The organism is Micromonospora sp. NPDC004704 (assembly GCF_053601675.1).
On sequence record NZ_JBSGCD010000018.1, the window covers coordinates 99445 to 123731 of the forward strand.

Annotated in this window: 14 protein-coding genes; 5 read left to right on the top strand and 9 right to left on the bottom strand. The window is 72.2% G+C overall.

Annotated features, from left to right (window positions below; translation table 11 throughout):
• Positions 1–38 precede the first annotated feature (38 nt).
• On the bottom strand, positions 39–761 hold the full coding sequence (locus ACWEFB_RS23565) for a DsbA family oxidoreductase (RefSeq protein ID WP_452288652.1): 723 nt from the start codon (positions 759–761) through the stop codon (positions 39–41).
• Positions 762–881: 120 nt separating this feature from the next.
• Between ACWEFB_RS23565 and ACWEFB_RS23570 the strand changes: the two genes are divergently transcribed.
• On the top strand, positions 882–1319 hold the full coding sequence (locus ACWEFB_RS23570; protein WP_452288654.1) for a winged helix-turn-helix transcriptional regulator: 438 nt from the start codon (positions 882–884) through the stop codon (positions 1317–1319).
• An 18-nt stretch (positions 1320–1337) separates the two neighbouring features.
• Here ACWEFB_RS23570 and ACWEFB_RS23575 read toward each other — a convergent pair whose 3' ends face one another.
• On the bottom strand, positions 1338–1928 hold the full coding sequence (locus ACWEFB_RS23575; RefSeq protein ID WP_452288656.1) for a nucleotidyltransferase family protein: 591 nt from the start codon (positions 1926–1928) through the stop codon (positions 1338–1340).
• Between the two features lie 207 nt (positions 1929–2135).
• Between ACWEFB_RS23575 and ACWEFB_RS23580 the strand changes: the two genes are divergently transcribed.
• Genes ACWEFB_RS23580 through ACWEFB_RS23590 form a run of 3 tightly spaced genes read left to right on the top strand, consistent with a single transcriptional unit; the run spans position 2136 to position 4109 of the window.
• Positions 2136–3335: an RNA ligase RtcB family protein gene (locus ACWEFB_RS23580; protein ID WP_452288698.1), complete on the top strand. Its 1200-nt coding sequence runs from the start codon at positions 2136–2138 to the stop codon at positions 3333–3335.
• The gene (gene prfH, locus ACWEFB_RS23585; protein WP_452288658.1) at positions 3332–3952 is read left to right on the top strand and encodes a peptide chain release factor H; all 621 of its coding nucleotides are present in this window, start codon (positions 3332–3334) and stop codon (positions 3950–3952) included. The genes ACWEFB_RS23580 and prfH overlap by 4 nt, the downstream gene beginning before the upstream one ends.
• Before the next feature lie 7 nt (positions 3953–3959).
• Positions 3960–4109, top strand: coding sequence for a hypothetical protein (locus ACWEFB_RS23590; protein WP_326557553.1), 150 nt, complete (start codon positions 3960–3962; stop codon positions 4107–4109).
• A gap of 134 nt (positions 4110–4243) precedes the next feature.
• On the opposite strand, the gene ACWEFB_RS23595 is transcribed toward ACWEFB_RS23590, so the two are convergent.
• From ACWEFB_RS23595 to ACWEFB_RS23620, 6 genes are all read right to left on the bottom strand, one after another.
• Positions 4244–4834 carry a hypothetical protein gene (locus ACWEFB_RS23595; protein WP_452288660.1) on the bottom strand — a complete coding sequence of 197 codons (591 nt, stop codon included), beginning with the start codon at positions 4832–4834 and terminating at the stop codon, positions 4244–4246.
• 85 nt (positions 4835–4919) lie between these two features.
• Entirely contained in the window at positions 4920–5318 is a 399-nt protein-coding gene (locus ACWEFB_RS23600) for an MmcQ/YjbR family DNA-binding protein (protein WP_452288662.1), read from the bottom strand.
• A 100-nt stretch (positions 5319–5418) separates the two neighbouring features.
• A complete protein-coding gene (locus ACWEFB_RS23605; RefSeq protein WP_452288664.1) occupies positions 5419–6150 on the bottom strand; it encodes a hypothetical protein in 732 nt (243 codons plus the stop codon).
• A gap of 75 nt (positions 6151–6225) precedes the next feature.
• A complete protein-coding gene (locus ACWEFB_RS23610) occupies positions 6226–7731 on the bottom strand; it encodes a condensation domain-containing protein (RefSeq protein ID WP_452288666.1) in 1506 nt (501 codons plus the stop codon).
• Positions 7728–16955 (bottom strand): MupA/Atu3671 family FMN-dependent luciferase-like monooxygenase, encoded by a 9228-nt coding sequence (locus tag ACWEFB_RS23615; protein WP_452288668.1) that lies wholly within the window; start codon positions 16953–16955, stop codon positions 7728–7730. Before ACWEFB_RS23615 ends, ACWEFB_RS23610 begins: the two co-directional genes overlap by 4 nt.
• Positions 16952–18181: an MFS transporter gene (locus ACWEFB_RS23620; protein ID WP_452288670.1), complete on the bottom strand. Its 1230-nt coding sequence runs from the start codon at positions 18179–18181 to the stop codon at positions 16952–16954. Before ACWEFB_RS23620 ends, ACWEFB_RS23615 begins: the two co-directional genes overlap by 4 nt.
• A 517-nt stretch (positions 18182–18698) precedes the next feature.
• On the opposite strand from ACWEFB_RS23620, the gene ACWEFB_RS23625 reads away from it, so the two are divergent.
• Positions 18699–22712 (top strand): amino acid adenylation domain-containing protein, encoded by a 4014-nt coding sequence (locus ACWEFB_RS23625; RefSeq protein ID WP_452288672.1) that lies wholly within the window; start codon positions 18699–18701, stop codon positions 22710–22712.
• Positions 22713–22748: 36 nt separating this feature from the next.
• Here the strand turns inward: ACWEFB_RS23625 and ACWEFB_RS23630 are convergent, their stop codons facing one another.
• Positions 22749–24158, bottom strand: a complete 1410-nt coding sequence (locus tag ACWEFB_RS23630; RefSeq protein WP_452288674.1) for a methyltransferase — start codon at positions 24156–24158, stop codon at positions 22749–22751.
• Positions 24159–24287: the final 129 nt, after the last annotated feature.

Sequence of the window (24287 nt, forward strand, 5' to 3'; positions counted from 1 at the left end):
GTGCCTCGGGGGATGCTCGTGAACCGGGCACGCCGCGGTCAGCTGGCATCGGGGGCCGGTGCCGTGCAGCCGTCCGGGGTACACATGCCCTCGGTGCCGCCGACGACCGGCACCGGCTGCGGCGTGGGATGGCTCCCGTCCCACGCCTTGCCGATCACCGACAGCAGATCGTCGGTACCGATGGCCCCGGGTACGGCGACACGGCCGTCGAACACGAGGAACGGCGCCCCGCTGGCACCCAGTCGCTCGGCCTGTCGCTGGTCGGCCGCCACCCTGCCCCGGTAGCGGCGGTCACGCAGTGCCTCGGCCGCCTCGGCCCGGTCCAGGCCCACCTCGGCGGCGAAGTCGAGGACCTCGTGCACGGTCCACAGCTTGCGGGCCTGGCCGAAGTGCGCGCGGAACATCGCCGTCCAGACCTCGTTGCCCCGGCCCCGTTCGGTGGCGTACGCGAGCAGCTCGTGGGCCAGGTCGGTCGGGCCGAGCGTACGTTCGACCGCCCGGTAGGGCGTCAGTCCCTCCGCCTCGGCGGCCCGTTCGATCGGCCGCAGGACCCGGTCGACCGTCGTCGGGGGTGCCCCGACCATCTCGATCAACTTCCGTTGGCTGACGCCCTCGCGCGGCAGGTCGGGATGCAACTGGATGGACCGGTGGACCACCTGCACCCGGTCGCCGTACGGAAACCGGTCCAGGGCCAGGTGCAGCCGGTGGTCCATCAGCCCGCAGTACGGGCAGACGATGTCCGACCAGAATTCGATCTTCATGACGCCCCTCCTCCATTCATTTCTTACTTCCTGTTCGTAGCCCCATCATGCATTAGTATCGGAGAGCCACAAAAGGCACATTCATGTGCGTAGCAACCGACTGACGAACAGGCGGCGACCATGGGCGCGGGGGAACTCCGGCGGCGACGTACCAACGTCCGGGCGAACGTGCGGGCCGTTCCGGGGCCCTGTGCGCACTGGAACGACGAGGACGCCGACTTCATCCGTGAGGTCCTGGACCTCGTCGGCGACAAGTGGAGCGTGCTGATCATCGGCACCCTCGCCGACGGCCCCACCCGCTACTCGGACCTCGCCGACGCGATCCCCGGCATCTCCCAGCGCATGCTCACGCTGACCCTGAAACACCTGCAGCGGACCGGGCTGGTCAACCGGACCTCCTACCCCGAGGTTCCGCCACGGGTCGAGTACGCCCTCACCGAACTCGGCACCTCGTTGCTCTCCACCGTGCTGGCGCTGGCCGCCTGGTCCGCCGACCACCACGCCGAAATCCGCCGCCACCAGACCGCGTACGACAAGACGGCCGCGACACAGCGGTAGGCCCCCGACCGGTGCTGCTCAGCCTGGCGGGATGATCCGTACCGCCGGCCATCGCTGCGCGGGACGATGGCGGGCCAGCCTGGCACGGGAGACCTCCAGGCTGACCCGTCGAGGATTGCGCCGCCACACACCTGCCAGCAGATCGGACAGCCCGACCGGGGCGCAGACCTCGATCGCCTCCGCAGCGACCAGACGAACCGCTACCGAGGTGGCGGTCTCGGGCCAGGTGCCGACCGCATCGGCGATGTTCCGGAACGGGCTGACCGGATCACCGCCGAACTTCCGGCTGTACCAGGTGTGGACGGCGGCCTGGTTGCGGGCTTCCCACGGCACCTGCGGCCAGGCACGACGCAGTTCGCCGGTCGCATGGTCGTCGCCCTCGCGGCCGAGGTTGCCGGGGTCGAAGTATGCGACGTCCAGGTCCCGTACCTGCTCCGGACGGAAGCCCGAGCCATAACACTCGCCCCAGACGAGGTCACGGATCGTGCCCGCTCCGACCCACGCGTCCGGCAGCCCGCTCCCGCGAACCGTCACGAGGACTCGCATCAGCCAGTCACACGACCGGACGAGGTCACGCAGTTGATCCTCGTCCGCCGGACGGGTCAGCATCTCCGTACCGTATCGGCACCGCCCGCCACCACGACGTCCCGGCGCGGGCGGACCCCGTCGAAAACCGGTTGCCGCGCGCGGCCGACTCGGGGACCGTGGTGGGCATGACGTTCTGACGGACAGCACCCAGTGATTCCGAGGCCCCACCGCGCCGGCCCGCGCCGTGATGCCGTCCGCCCACACCCTTTTTCAGTGAAGAGAGCGTCTGTGTCCGCGTCACCCTCCCGGCAGGGGTCCCTGCCGCCGTCGACCCCGGCCACGGGTTCGGCCACCGTAACCGTGTTCGCGTCGTCCACGAGTTGGATCGAGTCCGATGCCGTCGCACAGTGCCACCAGGTGGCCGCCTTCGACGGAATGATCCACGTCGCCGCCATGCCGGACCTGCACCCCGGCAAGGGCGCCCCGATCGGCGCCGCCATGGCGTCGACCGTGCTGTACCCGTTCCTGGTCGGATCCGACATCGGGTGCGGCATCGCCGTGTTCCCGATCAGGCTCAAGCGTGCCGTACCGGCGAAGCTCGCCGCCCGGTTCCCCGACCTGGACCGGGCGCTGGACCCCGAGGCCGACGCCGACGATCCGGCCTGGTCCGTTGTCCGGGGTGACATCCCCTCCGGTCACGTCGAGGGTCTCGGCACGGTCGGCCGGGGCAACCACTTCGTCGAACTGGCCCGGATCGGGACCGTCTTCGAGCCGGACCACGCGGACCGTCTCGGCCTCACCGCCGACGACCTGGTCCTCATCGTCCACAGCGGATCCCGGGGACTGGGCGAGCAGATCCTGCGCGCACACACCTCGGTCCACGGTGCCGGTCCCGCCCCCGATCCCGCCACCTACCTGGCGATGCACGACGACGCCGTACGCTGGGGCGCGCTCAACCGGCGGCTGATGGCCGCCCGGGTCGCCCACGCCCTGGGTGCCGAGCCGACCGAGCCGATCGTCGACCAGTGCCACAACCTGGTCGAGCACCGCGACGGGGTCTACCTGCACCGCAAGGGTGCGGCACCGGGTGACGGCCGGGACGTGCTGATCGCCGGTACCCGGGGCACCCCCTCGTACCTCGTGGCCGCCCATGCCGGGCCGGAGGCGAACCATTCGGTGGCGCACGGCGCCGGCCGCAAGATGTCGCGGGCCGACGCCCTGCGTCGCGGCCGGGCCAAGCACACGGTCGAGGAGCTGCGGCGTACGCCGGTGGGATCGCTGGTGGTGTGCGGGGACCGCCAACTGCTCTTCGAGGAGGCACCGACGGCGTACAAGCGGATCGAGCAGGTGATCGCCGACCTCGTCGACCACGACCTGGCCACGCCGGTGGCGACCACGGTTCCCCTGGTCACGTACAAGACGCCGGACCTCGGGTCCACGACCCGCCGCGACCGTCGGGACCACCGACGCGGAGGTGGCCGGTCGTGAGCGTCCACCTGCTGCTGTCCGCCGGACGTGGTCCGCAGGAGTGTGCCTGGGCCCTGGGCCGGTTACTGCGCCGGCTGGAATCCGACGCCACCCGGCAGAACCTGGAGGTCCGTCGGATCGAGGTCGTACCCGGCGACCGGCCCGACACGTACCAGTCGGTCCTGGTCCGGATCGCCGGGGCCGGCGCCGAGGCGTTCGCCGCCGCCTGGACCGGCACCCTGTGCTGGCAGGCTCCCAGCCCCTACCGGACCAGCACCGGCCGCAAGAACTGGTACGTCACCGCCCAACCGTGCCGGGTCGACACCCCGCACACGACGTTCACCGAGGCGGATGTCGACATCGTCGCCTGCCGTACCGGCGGCCCCGGCGGGCAGCACCGGAACAAGGCCAGTACGGCGGTACGGGCGATCCACCGCCCCTCGGGCATCGTCGTGGTGGTCGACACCGAACGGCAGTTCAGCCTCAACCGGCGTACCGCCATCCGGTTGTTGCGGGAGCGGATCGAGCACGGCGACGAGCTGGCGGAACGCGCGGTCACCTCCGCCCGCTGGCGCATCCACGACGGGCTCGTACGCGGCAACCCCGCCCGCGTCGAACGTCCCGGACCCGGCGGCTAGGTCCGGGATGCGTCCACAGCCGGCCGGCAGTCCGATCATCTCGCCGCAGCCGGCACCGGGCCGGGTCACCCTGCGGGGGCTGCGTTTCCGTGGCCGGAGCATCGACGTCGAGTCCGCGCCCGGCCACGTCTCGGTCACGGTGGACGGCCAGCCGTGACGGTCACCGATGGCAGCGCGGTGGTGCCGTCCTGAGCCGGGTGAAGGATCCGTGGTGCAGCGGACGCTCGTGGCGGATGCCCCGGCAGAGTGCCGGGTCATCCGCCACGCGGAGGTCCTATCCCGCGACGCGTGTCAGTCGTTCTGCTCGACGTGCAGCTCCCAGGTACGCAGCGTCCCGGTCAGCGCACTGTTGCTCGCGAAGTCGAACAGCCGCCACTGGACGGTCACCACGTGCGGGCCGGGTCCGGTCACTGTCGCGCACGCCTGCAGGGCGTCGGACTGTCCGGCGTCGGTGGTGAAGACGACCGCGCCCGGCGGTAGCGGCGCTCCGTTCACCAGGATGCGGACCTGCAGCGCGTCGACGACGGGGGCCAGGACGTTGGGCTGGCCGGTCAGCAGCGCCTCGCCGGTGAAGGTCACGATCACCTGGTCGGTGCTGGCGGCAGCCGCCGGCCCGGCGACCGCGATGGACGCGTCCGTCAGCGGTACGAAGACGCCGCCGGTCTCGCCGATCGTCGTGGGTGCGATCTTGGTCAACACCGCGGCGCGTAGCTGCGTCTTGCCCTCGCACCGGTAGACGTCCCCGGGCTCCAGAAGGGCCTGATCGGCGACCGCCCCGACCGGCCCGACCGCCGCGTCCGCGCGGCCCACCACCATCGACGCGAGCACCAGCGCCGCCAACGCCGGAACCACCAGCAGCCTGCGCTTTCCCGATATCCTCATGACGTCTGCTCCCTGTCTCCCGAGCCGCGCTCTGCGGCCCGGGGCGACAGTCGCACCGGGTGGTCAGGGTGGCGTCAGGGTCGCCTCAGCGTCGCCGTCCCGGCGTCGAAGCAGCGGCGCCCTCATCCAGGTCGCCGGCGATCGACGCCGGGGCACGCATGCGCCAGGCATCGGTGACGAGTTCCGTCAGGCGGTCGACGTCCACCCGCACCAGCCGCAGCATCACCAGGGGCAGACCGTCGTACCCGGGTGTGGTGAAGAAGATCTCGGGCTCGCCGAGGAGCAACGCCTGCTTCTCCGCTTCGTCGCCGACGTACAGCACGGCGACGTCGGTACGGATCACGCGTGGCTTGCCGGGTATGCGCTCGGGGTAGGACCAGACGAAACCCTGGTTGGCGACCCGGAAGTCGAAACCGGCGCTGTCGATCTCGACCACCTGCGGCAGCGCCAGCGCCAGCCGACGGACATCGTCGGCGTCAGCCATCGGACCCGCTCCGCAACACCGCCACCTGCACCCGCACAGGCTAACCGATGCGTCGGACAAGATCGGAGACGCGAGTGCCGGGGCGCCTACCTCCGACGGGTCACCCGCCTGCCGTGATCTTGTCGAAGTCGATGACCTCGCTCGCGGCGGGCGCCTTGATCTCGAAGGTCGATCCGTATCCGCTGAACACGACCTGACTCGTGGACCCGGCGCTCCCCAGGAGCAGCGGGTACGGCTCGCCGGTCGCCGCCACGTACAGGATCTGGTCGGAGCCGTCGATGAGCGCGATCGCCGGTCCGGCGTCGATGGTCTTGATCTCGCCCTTGGTGACCGCTCCGTCGGGCTTGATCAGCTCGCTGATCTTGGCGGTCTTGAAAACCTCGCCGAGGGTCGGATCGTCCGGCTTGATCTTCACCCACCTGTCCCCCAGCAGCGGGGCGATGGCCGGACCCTGCGGGCCACCGTTCTCGGTCCAGAACTGGGCGTTTGCCTTGAAGTACGGCTGGCCGGCGACCCGGAGCAGGTGGATGGTGCTGCCGCCGGTGCCGATCGAGCCGACGAGGTCCTCGCCGTTGAAGGTCAGGTCGACGGCCAGCGTGTCACCGTCGCTCTCGGACTCCCCCTTGACCTGGAACGATCCCGCCTTTTCCGCAGCGGCGACCGCCTTCGTCCTGATCTCGTCCGCCGTCAGCGCCGCGACGCCGTTGCCGTCGGGCACGGTGGTGGCAGCGGCAGCCGGCGCGGCCTGGGAGCCGCTGTCGGCCTGTCCGCCGCAGCCGGCGAGCAACGTGCCGGCGATGGCGATGGGCACGAGTACGCGAGCTACACGCATGGTTGAGCCTTCCTTCGTTCGCGACCCCCCAAGATCGGAACGGCCGCGCGAAGCATAAACAGGCCCTCGCCCAGGTCAGAGGGCGGGATGTCGATCAAGGGCGGGGAGGGTCCGGTCCGGGTCGGCGCAGGCGTCGGCGAGCAGTTCGACGTACTCGGCCACCCATCGACGGGCGGTCTCGTCGGTGAGCCGGTCCAACGGGTACTCCAGATAGCCGTCGAGCCGGTCCGGGTGGGGCACCAGACCGAACATCAGCGCACCCCGCTCGGCGTCGGTCGGCACGTCCCGCACCCGTACGGTCAGGTCCGGCAGTTCGAGTCGCATGTCCAGGGTGTTCTGGAACGCGAAGCTCACCATCACCCCGGACGGCATCCCGCCGCCTGCCGGCCCGAGGAACTGCCCGTAGATCCAGGCGGTGGGCAGCAGGTTGTCGATGCCGGCGAAGAGGCCGGCGGCGGTCTGGTCGACGAGTTCGGCGAACGTCGCGGCGGCGGCCGTACGGATCCGCAGCGGCAGTGCCGTGGTCATCACGGCGATTGCCTCCTCGTACAACCGGGGTGAGCGGTTGGCGTGCGGCACCGAGAGTGTCACGTCGGGTTGCCCGCTGAGCCGGGCGAGCAGGACCGCCATCGCGGCGGCCGTGACCGCGTTCACGGTGGCGCCCCGGGCGCGGGCGAGCGCCTGCGCGGCGAGGCGTACCCGGTCCGGGATCTCGAACCGGTGGGTGGCGGCCCGACCGGTGGGGCGGTCCGGGGCGGGGCCGTCGAACGGCAGGTCCAGGGTGAGCGGTCCGTCACCGAGGTGCTCCGCCCAGTGGGTGAGTCGTCTGCGCCGGGTCGGCTCGTCCCACTGGTCGCGCTGCCAGCGGGCGTATCCGGTGCACTGCGCGGCGGGCGGCCCGAAGTCGGCGGTACCCCCGGTGTGGGCGCTGCGGTAGCCGGCGGCCAGGTCGCGCAGCAGCACCGAGATGGCCCAGCCGTCGCAGGCGATGTGGTGCACGACCAGGACCAGCCAGGACTCGTTCCGGTCGAGGCGGATCAGGGCGTACCGGACCGGTGCCTCGTCGGCCAGCGCGAACGCCGGCTCCACCACCGCCCGGCACGCCGCCTCGGCCCGCGTCCGGGCCTCGTCGGCCGGAAGCGCGGTCAGGTCGACGACCGGGAGGGGAACCGGCCGGTGGGCGAGGATCCGTTGGATCCGGGTGTCGCCGTCGCGTCCCAACCGGGCCCGCAACGCGTGGTGCCGGGCGAGCAGCCCGTCGACGGCGGCGTCGAGCGCGGCGACGTCCAGGTCCCCGACCAGTTCCAGGCGCAGCCCGACGTTCCAGCCGCTGGAGTTCCCGGTCCGTTCGACGTTCTCCATCATCCGGTTCTGCTGGGCCGAGAGCGGCGCCCGCGTCACCTCACGCTCGTCGGTCGGTCCGGCCAGCCACCGCAACAGCTCGCCCTTGTACGACCGCAGCCCCGCCACCAGTTCCGGGGTCAGGACCGCCGCCGGGGCGTCGTAACGCAGTGTCCCGTCGACACCGGTGAGCCGTACGTCGGCGACGGAGACGTACTCCAGCACCTCCTCGAAGGTCACAGCGTGCCCCGTACCCGCCCGGGGTGGGCCGGACCGTCGGTGGTGGACTGCCGGCGCAGCCGTTCGACCATGGCGGCCACGGTCGGGGCACGGAAGAACTCCAGTGCCGGATACTCGACGCCGGTCGTCTCGCGTACCCGGTTGAGCAGGCGCAGGGCGTTGATCGAGTGCCCGCCGAGGGTGAAGAACGAGGACTCCTCCTCGATCTGCTCGGGTTCCCGGTCGAGTTCGGCGGCCCAGAGCGCCCGTACCGTCTGCTCGGTGTCGCCGACCTGCGGCGCGGCGACCGGCGGGGGCGGCGGGGGTGCGGGCGGCGGAGGAGGTGCGGCGGCCGGCAGGTTGGGGTCGGGCATGCCGGTACGGATCGTCGGCTCCGGCAGGCTCGCCCGGTCGAACTTGTTGTTGCCGGTCTGCGGCAGCACCGGCAGCAGTGCCCACACCCGTGGGATCAGCACGTCGGGCAGCACCCGGGCCATCGACGCCACCAGCCGGTCGGCGATCTCGTCGTGCGGTACGCCCGGCGCGGGCACCACGTAGCCGGCGAGGTACGCGTCCCCGTTGTGGTCCCGCCGGGCCACCACGATGCCGTCGGCGACCAGATCCAACCCCCGCAGTACGGCCGACGCCTCCCCCGGCTCGACCCGGTTACCCCGGATCTTGACCTGGTCGTCGGCCCGCCCGAGGAAAACGAGCACCCCGTCGGTGGTCCACCGGACCAGGTCACCGGTGCGGTAGAAGCGGGCACCGGGCCCACCGCCCGGGTCGTCCACGAACCGTTCCGCGGTCAGCTCGGGCCGGTTCAGGTACCCGCGCCCCACCCCGGCACCACCGATGAGCAACTCCCCCACCGCACCGAGCGGTGCCAGGTTGTCCCACTGGTCGCGTACCTCGACGTGGATGTTGTCCAGGGGACGGCCGATCGGGATCGGGCCGGCGGGTGCTCTCGACGCGTCCGCCACCACGTCCACCACCACGACAACCGTCGTCTCGGTCGGCCCGTAGATGTTGTGCAGCACGTACGGCAGGTCGGGGTGCGGGCGTACCCGGAGCTGCTGGCCGCCGACGGCCAGGTGGCGCAGGCGTGGCTGGGCCGCGACGGGCAGCGAGAGCAGCCCCTCCCCGATCGGTGTCGGCAGCATCGCCACGGTCACCCCGGCGGTACGCATCCAGCGGGCGAGCGCCATCGAGTCCAGGCGTACCGCGTCGTCGGCGATCGCCAGGCTGGCGCCGGCCATGAACGTCGGCCAGATCTCCAGCATGGAGGCGTCGAAACTCTGGCCACAGACGGCGGCACTCCGGTCGGCGGCGGTCAGCTCCAGCTTGTCGTGGTACCACCGGCACAGGTTCAGCACGCTGCGGTGGGTGATGACCGCGCCCTTCGGCCTGCCGGTCGAACCGGACGTGTAGATCACGTAACACGGTGCGTCCGGGTCGTCCGCCACCCGCGCCAGGCTGCCGCGCACGGCGGACTCGTCGACCTCGGCGTCGAGAAACAGCGGGCGGACCCCGTCGGGCAGGTCCGGTGGCTCGTCGCCCTCGGTGGTCAGGACCACCCGGGCCCCGCTGTCGGAGATCATGAAGTGCACCTGCCGGTTGTTGAGCAGCGGATCCATCGGCAGGTACGCCGCACCCGTACGCAGCACCGCGAGCGTGGCCACGATGAACTCCGGTGACCGGGGCAGCCACAACGCCACGATCTCGCCGGCTCCGACACCGAGGCGGGCCAACCTGTCCGCGAGCGCCGCGGCCCGCTCGTCGAGCTGCCGGTACGTCAGCACGCTGCCGCCGCCGATCACCGCCACGCTCTGCGGTGTCCGCTGCGCCCAGTGCCGTACCGCGTCGTGCAGGCAGCCCTGCGGCAGTTCGCGGCGCCGGCCGGTACCCCAGCGGGTGAGCTTGTCGCGGTCCGCGTCGAGGACGCCAACCAACGCCGAGATCGGCGTACGGGAATCGCGGGCGGCCGACTCCAGGGTCGCGACCAGGTACGCGAGCCACCGTTCCACGCTGCTGGGATCGAACAGGTCGGTGTTGTACTCCAGCCGGCAGTTGATCCCGTCGGCGTGGTTGGTCACGTAGAGGCTCAGGTCGGCCAACGCGCGCTCGGCCCGGTGCTCCAGCGTGCGGGCGCTCACACCGGGCAGGTCGAACCCGAACGCGTCGTCGTTCTCAAACTCGATCATCGTTTGGAAGATCGGGTTCCGGCCGGTGTCCCGTACCGGGCGCACCGCGCGTGCCACCGCGTCGAGCGGGACGTGCGCGTGGTCGTACCCGTCCAGCGCGGTCCCGCGTACCCGCCCGAGCAGGTCGGCGAAGGTCGGGTCGCCGGAGAGGTCCAGCCGCAGCGCGATCGTGTTGAGGAAGAACCCGACCACCTGCTCGGCGCCGGCCGGCCGGTCCGACACCGGCGTACCCACGATCAGATCGTCGGTACGGGTGAACCGGCGCAGCGTGGCGGCGTACCCGGCCAGCATGGTCATGAACAGGGTGGCCCGGTGTTCGGCGCCGAGCCGCCGCAGCCGCTCGGACAGCTCCGGGTCGAGCCTGCGCCGGACCGACCCTCCGTTGCCGGTCTGGACGGTCGGGCGCGGGCGGTCCGTCGGCAGGTCCAGCACCGGCAGGTCCCCGGCCAGCCGCTCCCTCCAGTGGTCCAGGTCCGAGCCGTTGCCGTGGGTGTGATCGTCGTCGGCTGCCTCCCGGCGGGCCAGGTCCAGGCAGTCCACCGGCACGTCCGGCAGGTTGGCCGGCTCCCCGGCCAGTTCCGACCGGTACAGCGCGGACAGGTCCCGGGCCAGAACGGTCGCGGAGGTCGCGTCGACCACTATGTGGTGGAACGAGAGGACCAGCACGTGTCGCTCGTCCGACCAGCGCAGCAGCCGGCTCACGAACAGCGGGCCGGTGGCCAGGTCGAACGCGCGCCGGCTCTCGGCGGCCAGCGCCGACCGTACGACCTCGTCCTCGTCCCGGCCGGGGTGTTCCTCGACCGCGAAATCCACGGTGCCCCGCCCGAGCACGATCTGCACGGGATCGCCGTCCCGCTCGCGGAACACCGTACGCAGTGCGCCGTGCCGGGCCACCAACCGGACGAGTGCGGCGTGCAGGGCCGGCACGTCCAGCCGCCCGTCGAGGCGTACGGCCGTCGGCTCGTTGTAGGCGCCCTGACCCGGATTCAACCGTTCGAGGAACCACATCCGCGACTGACCCCGCGACAGCGGCCCCGACCGGTCCGGGCCGACCTCCGGGTCCGGCCTCGTGAACCGGTCGTGCACCGACACCGACGCCGACGCCGTTACCCCGGCCGGCGCGGGCGCACCGACGGCCGCTGTCGCGGACGCGTCGACGGCCGCTGTCACGGGTGCGTCGACTGCTGTCGCGGGCGCCATGACGGGAGCGGGGGCGGTCCGCGCGCGATCGGTTGCGTGGTAGCGGGCGCGCAGGCGGTCGAGTTGCGGCAGCCCCGCCCGCAACTGCTCGGGCCGCACCCCGAAGTCGACCAGCGCGGCCACCTCGTCGACGCCCGCCGCCGCGAGCGCGTCGATCAGACCCGCGCCCTCCTCCGGCGAGCCGATCAGCGCCCGGGACTCGCAGTACCGGTCGTAGGCGCGCCGGAACACGTAGTCGAGGTCCTCCTCGCGGGCGCCGTCGAGGTCGACCTGGAAGCCGAGGCTGTTGGTCATCTGCCCGAACAGCGACAGGGAGGAGCGCATGTACGCCCGCAGCGGCGCGTACGCCTCGGACCGGGCCCGCCGCGACTCCTCGCCGAGGTAGGTGTGCACGAGCACGACCACCCGGCCGCCCTGCGGGTCGAGCCCCTGTGCGGCGCGGGTCTTGCGGTACCGCACGATGTTGTCGGCCAACTGCTCCACCGACTGGCTCATCAGGTTCGTGACGATGCCGAGGTCGTGCTCGGCCGCGCGCCGGTACGACTCCGGGTTGCCGACAACCGCGACGAACATCGGTGGCACCGCCTGTACGGGGCGGGGCAGGGTGCGTACCTCGATGGTCTCGCCGGTGCCCGACCGGCGCCGCACCGACTCACCCCGCCAGAGACGTCGTACCTGGTCGAGGTGGCCGTACATCACCTCTCGGTGCGGTCCGAAGTTTTCCGGGGCGAGGACGAAGTCGCCCGCGTGCCAGCCCGGCGCACACCCGATCCCGACCCGCCCGCCGGACAGCCGGTCCACCATGGACCACTCCTCGGCGACCCGGATCGGGTCGTGCAGCGGCAGGACCACCGATCCCGCGTGCAGCCGGATCCGGCTCGTCTCCCGTGCCAGCGCGCTGGCGAGCACTACCGGGTTGGGGAACACCCCGCCGAAGGAGTGGAAGTGCCGCTCGGGTATCCACACGGCGTGGAACCCGTGCTCGTCCGCGAACCGGGCGGTCTCGATGATCGACTCGTACGGGTCGCCCCGGTCCCCGTCCTCCGCTCCCCCATCCTGCGGGTAGTCCCCGAAGAAGTACACGCTGAAATCCGGCGCCGCCCGTGCGACGGGTACGGCCGCCCGTACAACAGGCTCGACCTCCGGCATCGACGGCTCGGCCGCCGGCACAACCGGTTCGGCCGGCGGCACGCGTCGGGTGGACACGGCCGGCACCGGCGCGGACGCGGGTACGGCAACGGCCGGTGGACGGGTGAGGAAACCGGCCGCGCGCATCTCCCGGAGCGAGCGCTGCACCGCGTCGATGACGGTGTCGACGTCGTTGTCGGTGTGTTCGGTGGAGAGGAAGAAGTTGCGCCACTCCCAGACGTACACGCCCTTGAGCAGGAGGTGGTGGTAGAGCAGTTCGAGGTCGGCCCGGTGCTCGAAACGGAACTGCGAGCCGAAGTGGCCGAGGCGGACCGGGTACTCCTCCTCCTCGAAGAACGCGTTCAGCGTGCCGACCAGGCGGTTGGTCCGACCGTTGAGGTCGTGCTGGAGGTGCGGGCTCTGCTCCTTGAGCCGGGTCAGTACGGCACGGGCGGCCACCATGGACACCGGATGCTGGATGTAGGTGCCGCCGAAGAACGTCGTCTCGCGCTCGGGGCGACTGTTGTCGCCGTACCGCCAGAAGCCGCCGTCGACGCCGTCCATGATCTCGGCGCGGCCGGCGATCGCCCCGATCGGGAAGCCGCCGCCGAGCAGTTTGCCGTACGTGGCGAGGTCCGGGGTCACGCCGAACAGACCCTGGGCGCCGCGCGGGTGCGGCCGGAACCCGGTCAGCATCTCGTCGAACATCAGCACGATGCCGTACCGGTGGGTGATCTCGCGCAGTCGGTGCAGGAACGCGGCCGGTCGGAGCGTGGGGTGGCGGCTCTGCACCGGCTCGACGATGACGGCGGCCAGCCGTTCGCCGAGCGCCTCGATCGTCTCCAGGGCATCCGGCGTGCCGTAGTCGAGGACGACCAGGTCCGCGACGGCGCTGGCCGGGATCCCGGTGGAGACGGCGACGGTGGTCCGGTCCGCGCCGGTGCCGACCGAGCGGCCGAGCACGTTGTCGGCGTGGCCGTGGTACGACCCGTGGAACATGACGATCCTGTCCCGCCCGGTGGCGGCCCGGGCGAGCCGGATCGCGGCGGAGTTCGCCTCGGTGCCCGAGTTCGCGAACGCCACCCGTTGCATCCCGGTCAGCTCGCTGAGCAGGGTCGCCGCCTCGCCGGTGTCGACGCTGCGCGGGCCGAGCTGGATGCCGCGGGACAGGTGTTCGCGTACCGCGTCCGCGACGAAGTCCGGCTCGTGACCGAAGAGCAGCACACCAAAGCCCATGGTGATGTCGAGGTAGCGGTTGCCGTCCACGTCCTCCAGCCACGCGCCCTTCGCGCGCTGGCCGGCGATCGGGTACAGCATCTCCTTGGTGGCGCTGCGGAACCCGACCACCGCCCGGCTGTCGGCCAGCACACCCCGGTAGTGCTGGGCGATCTCCTTCGAGCGCCGGGTCTTCGCCACGAACCGGCGCCGCAGGTCCTCCACGTGGGCCCGCTGGCCGTCGGTGGAGACCGCCCCGGCCTGGCCGGCGCCGTGGGCCACGGTCACCCTCGGCCCGTGCACCTCCGCCACCGCCGGCGGCAGCGGCGCCGGAGCCGGTTGCGCCACCTCGGGTACGACCACAGCGGCCGACGCCCGCACGACCGGCGGCTCCGCGACCGGAACGAGCACCGGCGTGCGGCGGGACAGGATCAGGCGGGACAGCTTGTCCGGGGTGTCCGCCTCCTCGAACAGCTCCCGCATCGCCAGCCGTACGCCGAACTCGCCCTCGAACTCCCGCAGGGCGTTGATCATCGCGAGGGAGTCGGCGCCCATCTGGAAGAACGGGCGGTCGACGTCGATGTCTTCCGGGGCGCAGCCAAGGTGCCGGGCGGTGACCTCGCGTACCCGGTCGACCACCGGACCCAGGTCCCCGACGATGGACCCGGCGACCACGCCGGTACCGGTGTCTCGGCCGGTGTCAACGTCAACCATCACGCCTCCAGGGTCGGTACGGGCCAGCGGCGGTCCGGTCCAGTGGACCCGTCGTTGGAACGGGTAGGCGGGCAGCGGCACCCGGCGTCCCGCGCCGGGGCCGAGCAGGGCGTCCCAGTCCAGGGCGACCCCGTGTACGTGCAGCCGGGCGACCGCCTCGACATGCTGGTCGAGCCCGGCGTCCCGACGGTGGGCGGCGAGCACCGGTGACCCCGGCAGCGCCGGCCGGAGCAGCCCGACCAGGCTCGGATGCGGGCTGAGTTCCAGCACCGGGCCGGTGGCCGATCCGTCACCGGCCACCGCGAGCGCCGCCGCGACCAGGTCGAACCGGACCGCGTCCCGGGTCTGCCGGAGCAGGTACGCCGGACCCACCCGGTGCCCCACCGGCAGTACGGTCCCGTCGACGCCGCTGACCAGCGGCGTGTCCAGGGGTGCGAGCGGGATCGTGGTGAGCACCTCGCCCAGCGGGGCGAGGATCGGGTCGAGCAGGGCCGAGTGGAAGGCGCGGTTGACGGCGAGCCGGTGCCAGCGCAGCCCGCGCTCGTCCAGCCGCCGGCAGGCCGCGTCGACCGCCTCGACCGGCCCGGCGACCACATGGTTCTCCGCCGCGTTGATCGCGGCGAGGCCGAGCCGCCGGTCGCCGGCGAGCAGTTCGTCGACTGCCGGGCGGGCGGCGAAGACCACGACCATCCCGCCCGGTGCGGTGTACTCCCGCATCAGCCGCCCGCGCAGTCCGGTGAGCCGCAGCCCGTCCTCGATCGACAGTGCACCCGCCGCCGCCAGGGCGGCGTACTCGCCGACGCTGTGGCCGGCGACGAGGTGCGGTGTCACCCCGAACGATCGCCACAGTCGGGTCAGCGCGGTCTGGAAGGCGAACAGCGCCGGCTGGGCCACGTCGGTCTCCCAGACCGGACCGTCGGCCGAATCCACGCCCGCGTTGCCCAGCAACGGTGTGAGCAGGGTCGGCCCACCGGTCCGGCGCTGGTACGCCTCGCACTCGTCGAGCACCGCCCGGAACTGCGGATAGCGATGGTAGAGGGGTCCGGCCGGACCGGCGTACGGGGAGCCCTGTCCGCCGTACACGAAGACGGGTGTGGCTCCCCCGGCCGGGACCGGGCCCGCGGTCGCGACCCGGTTCGCGCGCTGCTGCTCCGGGGCGGCGAGGTAGCTGTCCAGCGCGTCGGCGAGCGCCGTGGGGGTCGGGCCGGTCACGACGAGCCGGTGCCGCAGGTGCGGGCGGCCGATCGCGGCGGTGGTGACCAGGTTGTCCAGGTCGAGTCCGGGGTCGGCCCGGAGGTGGTCCCGGAACCGGCCGGCGAGCGTACGCAGGCTTCCCGGATGGTCCGCGGACAGCGGCAGCGGGACCGGGACCGGGACCGGGACCGGCTCGACCGCCTCCGGCCGGGCCGGCACGACGTGTCGCGTCCGCCCGGACGATGCCGCAACCGTTGGTGGCGGTGCTTCGAGGATCAGGTGGACGTTCGTGCCCCCGACCGCGAGCGAGGTCACCCCGGCTCGGCGGGGACCGGGCAGGTCGGGCCACGGCTGTGCCTCGGTGGGGATGAAAAACGGGCTGGTGGCCAGGTCCAGCGCCGGGTTGGGCCGTTCGAAGCCGACCAGCGGCGGGACCTCCCCGTGCTTGAGTACCAGCACCGTCTTGAGCAGACCGGCCAGACCGGCGCAGGCGTCCAGGTGCCCGATGGCGGGTTTCGCCGAGCCGATCGCGCAGTACCCGGTCCGGTCGGTGCGTTGCCGGTACGCCGAGGTCATGCCGTCGAACTCGATCGGGTCGCCCTTGTAGGTGCCGGTGCCGTGGGTCTCCAGGTAGCCGATGGTGTCGGGCGAGACCCCGGCCACGTCGAACGCGCGCAGGATGGCACCCCGCTGTCCGGTCGCGCTCGGCGCGAGGTAGCTCAGCTTCGAGGCGCCGTCGTTGTTGACGCCACTGCCCAGGATCACCGCGTGGATGGTGTCCCCGTCGGCGACCGCGCGGTCGTACCGCTTGAGCAGCACCGCCGCGACCCCGTTGCCGCCGACGGTGCCGTCCGACGACGCGTCGAACGCGCGACACCGACCGGACCGGGACAGGATCGTGCCCTTGACGTGGCGGTAGCCGAGGATCTGCGGGGTGTGCACCGCCGACGCCCCGGCCAGGGCCAGGTCGGCGTCACCGGCGAGCAGCGCCTGCCCGGCCAGGTGCACCGCGACCAGCGAGGTCGAGCACCCGGTCTGCACCGTGATCGCCGGGCCGGTCAACCCGAGGCGGTACGCCACCCGGGTCGCGGCGAAGTCGTTGAAGTTGCCCACCGCCACCTGGAACGCGGAGGCGAAGTCGCCCTCCCAGCGGGCCTCGCCCAGGTTGTTGCGCAGGTACGTGTTGAGCGGGTACAGGTGGTAGCCGACGCCCGCGAAGATCCCGACCCGTACGTCCGGTCGGGTCGCCGCGTACCCGCCGTTCTCCAGCGCGTGGTAGCAGGTCTCCAGGAACAGCCGGTGCTGCGGGTCGACGGTCCGCGCCTCCTGCGGGCTCATCCCGAAGAACTCCGCGTCGAACGAGTCGATGTCGTCGAGCACTCCGCTGACCGCGACGAAGTCGGGTGACTCGCGTACCTCCGCCGGAATTCCGGCGCCGGCCAACTCCTCCGGGCCGAACCTCCGTACGCTGGTCACGCCGTCGCGGATGTTGCGCCAGTAGGCCTCGGGGGTGTCCGCACCGGGCAGCCGGAACGCCATGCCGATGATCGCTATCCGCCGGTCGTCGGTGCTGCCGTGTCTGGCGTCGCTCATGTTGTCTGCCTCCGCCGGATCGAGAGTGCGGCCACCATGACCAGGGCCAGCAGCACCGCGAACCCGTGGAACGTGCCGACCACGCCCAGCGGGGTGAGTCGCTCCAGCAGGAACGCGCAGGCCACCATGCCGACGCCGAAGCCGAGGTTCTCCGCCATCGCGGAGAAGCCGAAGACGTAGCCGCGCTGCTCGTCGGGGGCGGACTGCAACCGGGTGGTGTACGCGATCTCGGTGAAGCCGTCCGCGACCCCGGCGATGGCGGCGACCGCGATCAGCAGCGGCATCGGCGGTGCGGTGAAGGTGAGGATGAACGCGGCCGACATGAGCGCGGCGCCGAGCGCGAAGGCACGCTCGTTGATGGTCCGCCCGGTACGGCTGGACCAGCGGGCGACGAGTCGCTGGGCGAGGATGTTGCCGATCGCCCAGGTGGCCCAGAACTGCGACACGAACGCCGCCGGATGTTCCGGGTCGAGCGCGGTGGAGAGCACGGGGAGACCGACGTTGTGCGACGCCGACCCGAACGCGTCGATGGCCCGCAGGCTGATCAGGGCGAGCAGGATCGGGGTGAGCCGCAGGTAGCGCAGGGTGGTGAGCAATCCCGGCCGAGGCTGGGCCTGATCCGGCCCGGTGCCCCGGGTGGTGATCGGCAGTCGGGCCAGGTTCGCGGCCGAGAAGAGGAACGCCCCGGCGTCGATGAGGAACGCGCCCGAGTACCCGAGCGTGGAGATGAGTACGCCGGCCGAGGCGAATCCCGCCACCATCGCGATGGAACGGCCGGTGGCGAGCAGGGCGTTCGCGCGTACCCGCTGGTCCTGGCCGACGATCTCGGGGATGCTGCTGCGCAGCGCGACGTTGGTGAGGGTGGCGCCGGCACCGGTGACAACGGCAACGAGGTAGAGCAGCCCGGCCTGGGTGGCCGCCGGCGCGAGCACCAGGACGACGAGCGCGAGTGCCTGGGTGACGTCGGACGTCACCATGATCTGCTTGCGGTCGAGCCGGGAGACGAGGCTGCCGGCGCCGAACCCGGTGAGGAAGCTCGTGGCGAGGCGCAGCGCCATGAGCAGCCCGGTCTGCAACGCGCTGCCGGTCAGCGAGTACGCGAACAGGTTGAGCGCCACCATGTCCAGGTAGCTGCCGTACGCGGAGACGGCGTTGCCCACCACCAGGAACCGGAAGTGCCGCATCCCGTCCCGGGTACGACCGACGCCCTGATCAGCGATCGTCACGGGCAGAAAAGGGGAGCGTTAATTGTTGTCGACGTCAGGCGTTTGACGCGATCAGCAGGGGAGGAATTGTACGGCAAATTGTGCCCCCAGGACCGGCGGACGCTGTTGGCGCGCATTTGATAGGCGACTTCCGCGAGTCAGAGTATGGGACCGCCCGAAGGTTGACAAGGTCCACTTCGGAGAGTCATCCGGTGGATGTTTGGCCTGGACGCTCCGTAATTTGCCCAGACCTGACGCCTCGATCACGATGTCGACGGGCCCGCGTGTCCCGTGGCCCCGCCCGGCACCGCTGCGGACATCACACAATTCCGTACCTTCCGGGCACCGACGCCAATTGGTCCCGGTCATTACGGACCGCGACGCGTTCCGCGTTCATTTCGGAACCGAGTCGCGGCGATGACGGGTTGACGCGACCGGACCGTGCCGTCAATATCGTCTGAATGGCGATGCCGGGATTGCCGTCGGGTCATTGTCACCGGGTGCCGGTACGCCGTGCATGACGACAGGCTGGAGTGCCGTGACCGATCCCTATCAACCGCTGTCGACCGCACAGTCCGGCGTCTGGTTCGCCCAGCAACTCGACCCGGACAACCCGGCCTTCAACATCGGCGGCTACCTGGAGATCCACGGGCCGGTCGACGTCGCCGCCCTGGCCGAGGCGGCCCACCGGGCCCTGGCCGAGACCGAGGCGGCCAGGCTCCGGTTCGACGAGGACGGTGGCGAGCCGGTGCAGCGCATCGCGGCCGAGCCGCCACGGCCGCTCACCGTACTGGACCTCGGCGACGAGCCGGATCCGGCCGAAGCGGCGCAGCGATGGATGCGGGCCGACCTCGCCCGGCCGGTGGACCTGTTCACCGATGACCTGGTGGGTAGCGCCCTGCTGACCGTCTCACCCCGACTGCACCTGTTCTACCTGCGCTTCCATCACGTCGTGCTGGACGCCTACGCGTTCGCGCTGATCGCCGGGCGCCTGGCGGAGCTGTACGCGGCGTGGACCGACGGACTGTCGCTGCCACCGGCGACGATCGGATCGCTGCCCAGGGTCCGCCAGGACGACAACGCCTACCGCGACTCGGCCCGGTTCGCCGACGACCGTACGTTCTGGCTGGAGCGCTTCGCGGACCGGCCGGAGGTGCTCAGCCTCTCCAGCCGGTCCAGCCGCCCGGCCCGTGCCGCGCACCACGTGCTGCGCCGTCGGATCGACCTGCCCACCGCCGATGTCGAACGGCTGCGCTCCGCCGTCGCCAGAAGCGCCTGGGCCGACACGATCGTGGCGACCGCCGCCGTGTACGTCCACCGGATGACCGGCGCCACCGACGTCGTGCTCGGCTTCCCGGTCACCGGCCGGTGGGGACGGCTGGCCAAGGCGACACCCGGAATGATGATGACGGTCCTGCCGCTGCGCCTGGAGGTACGGCCGGCGATGTCCTTCGCCGACGTCCTGGCGGCGGCCTCGCGTGAGGTACGCCAGGTGCTGCGCCACCAGCGCTACCGCCTCGAGGACCTGCGGGCCGACCTGGGCCTGCGCGGCGAGGGCCACCGACCGTTCGGCCCGTCGGTCAACGTGATGCCGTTCGGTTACCAGGCACCGGTCGCCGGGCACGTGACGGTGGCGCACGTGCTGGAGTCCGGGCCGATCGAGGACATCTCCTTCGACGTCTACGGCGACGCGCACGGTGACGAACGCCGGGGGCGGGTCCGGATCGACGTGGCCGCCAACCCCACCCTGTACACCGAGGACGACGTCACCGCCCACCACCACCGTTTCGTCCGGCTCCTGCTTGAACTGGCCGAGCGGCCCGGCACCACGGTCGGTGCCGTCGACCTGCTCGACGAGCGGGAACGGCGTACGGTGCTGCGGCAGTGGCAGGGCGCCGTCCGGGAGGTGGGCGACAGCACGCTCGTCACGCTGCTGGAACGGCAGGCCGCCGCCACCCCGGACACGGTGGCACTCGTCGGAGCCACGACCGCCGGGGACGAGACGCTCACCTACCGGCAACTGCACACCCGGGCGAACCGGCTCGCCCACGAGCTGATCGGCCGGGGCGTCGGGCCCGGCGACCTCGTTGTGGTGGCGCTCCCGCGCGGTACGGCACAGGTGGTGGCGTTGCTGGCCGTACTCAAGGCGGGCGGTGCGTACCTGCCGCTGGACGGCTCGTACCCGCCCGACCGGGTCGCCTTCGTGCTGCGGGACGCCGAGCCCGCCGCGCTGCTCGCCGACCGGGAGTCCCTGACCGGCCTGCCGGACGCGGGGCCCCGCCCGCTGGTGCTGGACGACCCGGCCACCGCCGGGGCCGTGGACCGCCGGCCCGCCGACAACCCGACCGACGCCGACCGCCGCCGGCCGTTGCGCACCGACGACCCGGTGTACGTGCTGTACACCTCGGGCTCCACCGGCCGCCCCAAGGGTGTGCTGGTGGAGCACCGGGCGCTGGTCAACCACCTGCTCTGGACCCGGGACCACTTCGGATTCGGCCCCGCCGACCGGGTGCTGGTGAAAACACCGGCGACGTTCGACGTGTCGGTGTGGGAGTACTTCTCCCCGCTGCTGGCCGGTGCGACCTCGGTGCTGGCCCGCCCCGACGGGCACCGGGACCCCCGGTACCTGGCCGAGGTCGTACGTGCCGAGCGGATCACCGTCACCGGGTTCGTACCGTCGATGCTGCGCGAGTTCCTCGACGAGCCGAGCACCGGCGCCTGCGACTCGCTGCGCCTGACCCTGTGCATCGGCGAGGTCCTTCCCGCCGACCTCGCCGACCGGTACAACGCCGTACTCGGGCCGGGGCTGCACAACCTGTACGGGCCGGTCGAGGCGACCGTCGCCGTCACCGACCACAACTGCGCCGAGCCGTACGACCCGGTGTACGGGGTGCCGATCGGCCGCCCGCTGCGCAACACCCGCTGCTACGTGCTCGACCCGGACGGACGCCCGGTGCCGGTCGGGGTGCAGGGCGAGCTGTACCTGGCCGGTGTGCAGGTGGCCCGCGGTTACCTGCACCGGCCCGCGCTGACCGCCGAGCGGTTCCTGCCCGACCCGTTCGGCGCACCGGGAAGCCGGATGTACCGCACCGGCGACCGGGTACGGCACCTGGCCGACGGCACGCTCGCCTTCGTCGGACGCACCGACACCCAGTTGAAGGTGCGCGGTCACCGGATCGAGCCCGGCGAGATCGAGGCGTGCCTGGCGACGCACCCGCAGGTGTCGCAGGCCGCGGTGGTCGCGCACACCTCGGGCGCGGAACCCCGGCTGGCCGGGTACGTGGTCCCCACCCCGTCGGGTACGGCACCGGACCCCGAGGCGCTGCGTACCCACCTGGCCGCCCGGCTTCCGGCACCGATGGTCCCGGCCACGATCCAGGTCCTGGCCGAGCTGCCGTTGACCTCCAACGGGAAGCTGGACCGGGCCGCGCTGCCGGCGCCGGACCCGACCCCGACGACGACCGGACGGACCCCGCGCACCGATCGGGAGGTGGTGCTCTGCGGGCTGTTCGCCGAGGCGCTCGACCTGCCGCTGGTCGGGGTCGACGACAACTTCTTCGACCTCGGTGGGCACTCCCTGCGCGCGGCCCGGCTCGCGAAGCGGCTGCGTACGGTGGTCGGGGTGGACCTCGACCTGAGGACGGTCTTCGAACACCCCACCGTCGCCGGGCTGGCCGCGCACCTCGACACCACGACGACCGCACCGGTGGCGGCCGACCGGCCGGGCGGCCGACCGACCGCGCTCGACGTCGTGCTGCCTTTGCGTACCGGGGGTGACGGGGTGCCGCTGTTCTGCCTGCCCCCGGTCACCGGACTGAGCTGGTGCTACTCGGTGCTGCTGCGGCACATCGACCCCGGCCACCCGGTCTACGGGCTCCAGTCGCCCGACCTGGCGGTCGACGCCACCGTGGCTGCCGACCGGCAGCCGACCCTGCAGGAGATGGCCGCGGGTTTCGCCGACGCGATCGCCGCCGTGCACCCGGACGGGCCGTGCCACCTGCTCGGCTGGTCACTGGGCGGGCTGCTCGCCTGGGCGACCGCCGTCGAGCTGCGCCGCCGGGGACGCGCCGTGCCGCTGCTGGCGCTGCTGGACGCCTACCCGAGCGATCCGGTGCTGCACAGCGTCGAGCACCGGCGGGTGCTGCTCAACGTGGTGCTCTCCGATTTCGGCTACGACCCGGCGATCCTCGACGGGCAGTCCCTGGCCGAACCCGACGTGGTCGACGTGATCCGGCGGCACCCCGGCGCGCTGGCCGACTGGAGCCCGGACCGCATCGCCGGGCTGCTCCGGGTGGCGCTGCACAACATGCGGGCGGCCCGGGCGTACCGGCCCGAGGACTTCGACGGTGACCTGCTGTTCTTCACCGCGATGCAGAGCCGGCCGATCAACCTGCAGACGGTCGACGAGTGGCGCCCCCGGGTACGGGGCCGGATCACCGAACTCCAGTTGGACTGCCGGCACGAACACATGATGCGCCCCGACGCGGTGGCGCTCATCGGGCCGCTGCTCGCCGACCACCGCCGCGCGCTGCCGGTTCCCGCACACCGCTGAGCGGGGCGGCGCCGGCAGCGGCGCGGGCGGGGACGGTCAGGAGACCCGCGTACCGTCCCCTACGGTGGCCGGCTCGGTGCTGCGGGCGGCGACGTACTCCATCAGGGTCAGCCCCGCGCGGCCGTGCAGCACGGTGGTCAGGTCGAGGTCGACGGCCGAGGCGATGTCGCGGAAGTCCGGAAGCCCGCGTTCGCGTCCACCGACGACGGCGAGCATCTGCAGGTCGAACGGGGACCGGTACGGGACGTACGGCTCGGTGGGCAGCACCTCGACCACCAGCACCCGGCCGTCGTCGCCGGCCGCGTCGGCGCACCGGCGCAGGATCGTGCTGGCGTCCCGGTCGTTCCAGTCGGTGAGGGCGCGGGAGACGACGTAGACGTCGGCGCCGCCGGGCAGCGGGCTGAAGAAGTCCCCGGCGACGATGGTCACCCGGTCGGCCAGGCCCTCCGCGGCCAAGCGCCGGGCGGCGGCCTCGGCGGCGATCGGCCGGTCGACGAACGTGCCGCGCAGGTGCGGGTGCCGGTGCAGCAGCTCGGCCAGGAGCGCGCCGCTGCCACCACCGACGTCCACCACGTGTGCCGCGCCGGACCAGTCGTAGAGCTCCGCGACCTGGGGTGCGGTCACGTGCTGCTGGCTCATCATGAGCGCGTCGAAGTAGGCCCGGAGGGCGGGCTCGGCGTCCAGGTCGGCCCAGAAGGTGCGGCCGTGGACCTGTTCGTAGCCGGCGGTCCCGGTGCGCACCGAGTGCAGCAGCCCACGGTAGGCGAGGTCCATCCGGGCGCCGAGACCGTCGAGGTCGAGCCAGTCCCGCTGTCCGGCGGCGCCCCGGTCGCAGAGCAGCCGCCCGACGTCGGTCAGCGTGAACACGTCCGGCTCCGGCTCGGACACCACGCCCCGGTGGGCCAGGTACCGCAGCAGCCGGCCCAGGGCGTCGGGGTCCGCGCCGCACGCCGAGGCGAGTGGTTCGAGGGCGGTGAGGCCGGCGTCGAGGTGGTCGGGCACGCGCAGGGTCGCGAGGACCCGCACGGCGTACGGCGTGCACAGGTCGGTCAGCGCGCCGAGCTGGCGGTCCGCGTCGACATCCGTCACCACCGCCTCGGTCACCGTCCACCGGTACCCCTGCGGGTCGGTGGTGGTGAAGGCGCGGCGTCCGTCGCGGTCGGTCTCCGGTGCCCCGGTCACGGCCGAGCCCTCCGCAAGCACCCGCCGGTACGCCGGGTCGAGCGCCTCCACCGTGACGAGCAGCGGCACCTGCACCGGCGGTGCGACGGCGTCCCCGGCGCTGGTGCGGCGCAGCAGCAGCGGGGTGCCGTCGAGTTCGAGCTCGGTCTCGCTCACCCGCCCGTCGGTCTCGTGCCAACCCAGCTGGGTCGCCCCGAACACCCGATGCAGCCAGCCGGTGGCATGCTCGACGTCGTCGTACTGCAGGCACACAGTGATGGCCACGGGCAGCGACCTCCTCGGGAGAGCCGGCGGTGTCGGTGGATCTACGTGGGTGATGCTGTCAGCGTCGCGAGGTTGCCGTCAATATCATCGCCACCATTGACGGTTCTCGTTCGAGCCCTTGGTGCACGG